Here is a 5,717-nt window from a genome sequence, read left to right as displayed (position 1 = left end):
GAGAATGTCCAGGCGACCTGCAGCTTCTTGACATTGGCGGAGGTGATCTGATGGAGCTTGGAATAGCGCGTATTGGCGTCGTCGCCGGCCTGCATGACCCACTGCTTGGGATCCTTGGCCGCCTTGTCCAGCGCCTCGTCCGCGCGCGCGCTGTAACCTTGGATGGCCAACAGGCCGAAGATCGAAGTCGTAGCGACTAAAAACTTTTTCATTCGTTTCCTCCAGGTGCGAGCGAAGGGTTCCGCAAAAACGGGCCACTTTTCAGTTTTCTTCGTTGGTATGCCTACCCGGTTCGGAACTGGGAAACTTGCCCAAGAGGGAAGCGCGTTTGCGCGAAAGCGAAACAGGACGAACTTTTTAGCCGGCGCCGGTTCTGCCCCGCTCCATCGGCCGGTCGTGCCCGAACGACCCATTGGATGAGGTTTCCCTTGACGGCGCCGAAGCTAAGTCGGAGGATTATCAAGGGGGTGTGAGGAGGAATGCTGCTCAAACCCCAATGATCGCGTAAAATGATCGCCCAAAATGAGGTAAAGGTCGCTCCATCATGACCAGGGGCCTCTCGCGGCAAGCGGTCATGCTTTGATCTCGAATCGGTGGCTAAATGTCCGACACGGTCCGCTCACTCAACACTTCCGGATTGGCGCCGAAGCAGCAGATCCAATGTTGGTCAGATGCACTGACCGATCTGTGCGGCCGATTCGACATCGATCCGCTGGAGGCTTCGTCGTTCGAAGGCCGGATCAACTATACGACGGTTTCGAAGCTGAAGCTCTGTCAGATCGAGGCGAGCCAGCATCGGCTTGCGCATACCGCCGCGCGGGCAAAACCGGGCGCCCATCCGTTCGTCAAAATACTGTTTCAGACTTACGGGATCTCCCATTTCGAGCAGGGCGGCCGCCGCATCGAGCTGATGCCCGGCGATTGTCTCGCCTACGATGTAGCCTGTCCGCACACGATCGTCAGCCCGGCGCTGACGCGACACGAGGTCGTCATCGTGCCGAAGGAACTGCTGCAGGAACGCGGCTTCCGCTCGGCGAAGATGTCGGCATGCAAACTCTCGGCGCGAACCGGTACCGGCCGGATCGCCTACAACTTTGTCCATGCCGCGTTCGACGAAGCCACCAAACTATCGCCGAACAACGCGATCGGGGTAGCCGATGCGCTGATCGACCTCCTGCTGTTGCCGCTGCGCGAGCCCGACGCGATGTTCGATCGTGTCGGCCCCGAGGCGATGTATATCCGGGCGCAGTTCTTCATCCGCGAACATCTGCGCGACCCGGATCTCTCCATCGACCAGATCTCGGCGGCGCTGAACTGCACCAAGCGCTATCTGCACATGGTGTTCAGCGACCGCGGTACCACCATCAGCGACTATATCCGGCACGCAAGGTTGCAGAATTGCCGCCAGGAGCTTCAGACCCAGGCCGGAAAAACCATCACGGACGTCGCATTTTCGTGGGGCTTTTCGAGCTCGTCGCACTTCAGCCGCGTGTTCCGGAACTATTTCGGAGTCGTTCCGTCTGCGATTCACAAAGCGCAGCACGGTGGCCTGTCCCCGGACTTTCCCTGCGAATAGAACTTCGCTTCGGACGAGAGATATCAGCCTTATACGCCTGCTGGCGCAGGCTCTCCCGCATCGTCGGCAGAACGCCTGCACCGGCTCGAGGCAAGAATTGCCGATCGAGCCGGGCCGTTCCAATGCGCTCTATTTGCGCGCTGCGCAGGCGTACATGTTGATTTCCATGCCCACCGGCACTTCGACAATTCTAGGAGTCTTCCAGGTCATTCCATTCTCCCAAGCAGTTTGGCGCGAACTCCACGCCGAGTTCGAACCTAGGACCACGCCCGACATCGCGCAAGTGCGGAAGATCGAGCGTCGAACACCTCCAGGCCAGGCCTGCAAACCGATATTTCTCTCCTGGACACAGCGATTTCTCTCTTGGACAAGATCGAGCGGCGATCGGTCGATCGGCGTACCAAACCCCATCTACCGGGCGTTCGGCGACAAAACCCGGCGATAACGCCAGCCCGGGTCAAAGCCGTTCGGCACCGCCGCCCCGGGCTGGTCCCGCCGTTGGGTCGTAGTCATCCGGCTTCTTGGCGATCAGGGTTTGCGTCGTCAGGATCAGACCGGCAACGGAAGCCGCATTGCGGACCGCGCAGTAGCAGACCTTGACCGGATCGATGATGCCGGCCTGGACCAGGTCGACGGATGCGCCGTTGCGTGCATCAAGTCCGTGCCCGTTGGCGCTGTTCGCAACCTTCGTCACCTCGGCTTGCGCGTTCAGGCCGGCGTTGGAGGCAATGTGAAACAGCGGTTGGCTAAGCGCGCCTCGAAGCAGTTCCGCCCCCTGCCGGGTGCTGCCGGTCAATCCCTTGATCAAGTCATCGAGTTTCGGCGCAGCTTTCAGCAACGCTACACCGCCGCCCGGCACGATGCCCTCCTCGATCGCGGCGCGGGTGGCGTTGATCGCATCCTCGATCAACTGGGTACGGCGCTTTTGCTCCACAGGGGTCGCCCCGCCGGCGAGGATCATCGCCGTGCCGCCGGAAAGCTTGGCGATGCGCTCCTGAAACTTGTCGCGCTCGATATTCTCCGGCGCGGCATCATATTGCCGCATGACCTGCTCGCGGCGCGCGGCGATCTTGTTCGGATCGCCACCCCCTGCGGTGATCAGGGTTTTGGAAGAAGAAATACGTACCTGACGGGCAGAACCGAGATCGCGCAGCTCCGCCTTTTCGAGCAGGCCGCCGAGATCGGCCGAAATCACCCGGCCTCCGGTGGTGATCGCGATATCCTCGAGCATCGCCTTGCGCCAATGGCCGAATTCGGGCGGATGAATCGCCGCAACCCTGAAATTCGTTTTCTCGCGGTGCGCCAGCAGTTGCATGATCACGGACGGTGCGACGTCCTCGGCGATGATCAGCAGCGGCCGGCCGCTCTTTTGAACAAGCGAGATCACACCGGCGAGCTGATCGCCGGTCTGGATCTTGTGGTCGGTCATCAGAATGAACGGATTATCGAGCACCACCTGCATCTTCTCGACATCTGTCACCATGTGATGCGAGAGATAGCCGCGCTCGAACGCCATGCCTTCGACGACTTCCAGGGTGGTCTGAACGGTGTTGCCGTATTCCACGGCGACAATACCGTGATTTCCGGCCCGTTCGAACGCTTCGGCGACCATTTCTCCAAGCGCGACATCGTTCGCGGCAATACTTGCAACCGCGCGCAGTCCGGCGGACCCCTGCAGTGCAGCGGCCGAGCGCTTCAGCACGGCGATGGTCTCCGTGACCGCCAGTTCGAGGCCTGCGACCAGTTCAACCGGATTAGCGCCACTCGCGAGGCACTTCAGGCCGTCCTGCACCAGCGCGTCAGCCAGAACCGTGGCCGTGGTGGTGCCGTCGCCCGCCACTTCATTGGTCTGCTTGGACACTTCGCGCAGCACCTGCGCCCCCATGTTCTCAAACGGGCATTCAAGCTCGATCTCGCTCGCGATGCTGACGCCATCGCGCGAGACGATCGGCGTTCCGATCGGCCGGTCGATGATCGCGTTCATCCCCTTCGGACCCAGCGTGCCGCGTACGGCCTTGGCCAGTTTGGCGACGCCCCGTCCCAGCGCGGCGCGCGCCGCCTCGTCGTGCAGCATGATTTTCGGCATAGGATGTCCTTACCCTTGGCTGGCGTGAACGTTCGCCACGGGCGGTGTGGCATCAGCAATTGTCGGCGTCCCCGGCGACGGCAACGCGGTTCGGGATCTCGGTACAAAAGGCGTTTCGAGATCGAAACGCACGGAGAGCAGGCCGCGACACAGGGCACTGTTGAATTCGGCATTGACGCCGACGCGCCTGAGAGCCGAAACATAGCGGCCAAGCCCATCGGCCTTCAACCGCGCGCCCTCGGCATCGATGAAAGCAGGCGCATCCGCCCGCATCGGCCCGACGACGGCCCGGCGCTCAAGATAGCGCCGCACCAGCTTTTCGCCCTCATCGTCGACCGGCAGGCAGCGAAGCTCTGCCAGAGTCAGGCTGACGATCGTTGCGGGTGCAAGGCCGGTCCCGGTGAGATGGTTGAGCAGCGCGACCTGGCGGCGCTGGAACGCCTTGACCAGGAATGTCCGGCGCAGCTCGTCCAGGCTGCCATCGGCCTCGGCACCGAACGTCTCCTGAAACGACAGCCCCCGGGCGAGACCCGCATTGATCTTGTCGGCGAACATGTGCTCGCCCAGGACGACATCGACGCCTTCGACCCAGTCCAGCGCGCTCACGGCATGGCGCATGTCGTCCGCCATCAGGAAGGAGAAATTGGCGGCGCACCAATAGGTCGGCAGGCGGAATTCGATGTGGACCCGGTTCATGGGGTCCACATCGGCTCTGGTGACGAAGTTCAACTCGACAACCGACTCGTCCAGTTCCGGATCCGTCACGGCCTGCAGGCAAGCCCACACCTGGGCTTGCCGATCATCGATCCGCCGGTCCGGCTCCGCTATGCCTGTTTCGGTACGCGCGGTCATCGGCCGTTACCGCGGCGCATGCACGGCTTCCGGCAAATGCGCATATCCGCCGCCCGCCCTGATCTTCTTCTTCTGGGCTTCGACATCAATGCCATAGAGCCGCGCCGCGTTGAGGCCCAAGATCTTGGTCTTGGTCTCCATCGACAACACCGAGCCGGTTTCCTTGGTGACGTCGGCGGGAATCTCGAAGGCCATGAACTTGTCGATCAGCCATTTCGGCGTCCAGATGCCGTAATCACTGCCGTACAGGATCTTGTCGGGTCCGATCCAGAACAGCAGTTCGGAAATAACGTGCGCGAAATAGCCCGGCCGGGTGTGAATGAAGGGCAAGGCCACGGCGAGGCCGGCATAGACGTTGGTTTCCTGGGTCGCGATCCAGCAGAAATCGTCGAGCCGCGGCAGGCCGCAATGCTCGACGATGAAATTCAAATCCTGGAACGAGGTCGCGACGTCATCGACGTCGGCGACGTCGAATGCATCGCGGTTGAGCGGGATGATGGTGGGGCCCTTGTGAACGTGAATATTCTTGATGCCGAGCTTCTGCGCCGCCTCGAGATACTGGTAGGACGCCTTGTCGGTCAGCTTGTAGCCCTTGGATTCCCCGCGCCATTCCGCGGTATAAAGCTTCACGCCTTGGAGCTTGTACTTTTCAGACAGCGCATGCAGGTCTTCCAGGCCCTTGCTGCCGTCGCGCGGATCGAAGGCGCCGTTCAGGATGAAGCGGTCCGGATGGTTCTTTTTCATCGCGGAATTGCGCTCGGTGGTGTTGAAGCCGTTCTTGTAGAAATCCGTCAGATAGGTCGGCTGCAGGATGGCCATGTCGTCATAGCCGGTCACAAACAGGTCGTCGAACATCGTCTTGGCGTCGTATTTTTCGAACTTTTCCTTTTCCCACTTCTCCGACGGCGGACTTAGATTCGAGTGGTAGGCATAGAAGCATTCGATGAATTGCTTGCCGTGGATATTCTTCTGATTGGCCGGGCTGCCATCCCAAAAATGGGTATGCCCGTCGATGACAAAGATTTCTTCACCCTTGGCGGTCCTGTACATGGCGTCTCCTGTCCCTCACGGATTTATTGTTGCAAGGCCCGCCATTGGCGTAGCCGGATGATACTGGCCGGCACAGCCGCCGGCCAGGCGTCGTTCGCAAGCATCGGTCAGCTGATGTATTTCATCGCCTCGTTCATGTCGCCAAACAGCACC

General features: G+C 60.9%; 5 protein-coding genes and 1 pseudogene. 1 reads left to right on the top strand and 5 read right to left on the bottom strand.

Going from position 1 to position 5,717, the window contains the following annotated elements; all coding sequences use genetic code 11:
- Positions 1–212 (bottom strand): annotated as a pseudogene (locus ABSG20_RS27910) (PQQ-dependent dehydrogenase, methanol/ethanol family); the annotation flags it as partial.
- Positions 213–601: 389 nt separating this feature from the next.
- On the opposite strand from ABSG20_RS27910, the gene ABSG20_RS27905 reads away from it, so the two are divergent.
- The gene (locus ABSG20_RS27905) at positions 602–1,576 is read left to right on the top strand and encodes a helix-turn-helix domain-containing protein (RefSeq protein WP_423867700.1); all 975 of its coding nucleotides are present in this window, start codon (positions 602–604) and stop codon (positions 1,574–1,576) included.
- 129 nt (positions 1,577–1,705) lie between these two features.
- Here ABSG20_RS27905 and pqqA read toward each other — a convergent pair whose 3' ends face one another.
- The 4 genes from pqqA to ABSG20_RS27885 all read right to left on the bottom strand — a co-directional run bounded on the left by pqqA (position 1,706) and on the right by ABSG20_RS27885 (position 5,564).
- Entirely contained in the window at positions 1,706–1,786 is an 81-nt protein-coding gene (gene pqqA / locus ABSG20_RS27900) for a pyrroloquinoline quinone precursor peptide PqqA (protein WP_291562868.1), read from the bottom strand.
- A 247-nt stretch (positions 1,787–2,033) separates the two neighbouring features.
- On the bottom strand, positions 2,034–3,662 hold the full coding sequence (locus tag ABSG20_RS27895) for a molecular chaperone GroEL (RefSeq protein WP_423867699.1): 1,629 nt from the start codon (positions 3,660–3,662) through the stop codon (positions 2,034–2,036).
- A 9-nt stretch (positions 3,663–3,671) separates the two neighbouring features.
- Positions 3,672–4,514 (bottom strand): metal-sulfur cluster assembly factor, encoded by an 843-nt coding sequence (locus tag ABSG20_RS27890; protein ID WP_423867698.1) that lies wholly within the window; start codon positions 4,512–4,514, stop codon positions 3,672–3,674.
- A 6-nt stretch (positions 4,515–4,520) separates the two neighbouring features.
- Positions 4,521–5,564: an amidohydrolase family protein gene (locus tag ABSG20_RS27885; protein ID WP_423867697.1), complete on the bottom strand. Its 1,044-nt coding sequence runs from the start codon at positions 5,562–5,564 to the stop codon at positions 4,521–4,523.
- Positions 5,565–5,717 lie beyond the last annotated feature (153 nt).

The organism is Bradyrhizobium sp. (genome assembly GCF_049512235.1).
Taxonomy (GTDB): domain Bacteria; phylum Pseudomonadota; class Alphaproteobacteria; order Rhizobiales; family Xanthobacteraceae; genus Bradyrhizobium.
Note: the sequence above shows the minus strand (reverse complement) of the source record. Positions and strands in the feature narration are given on the sequence as shown.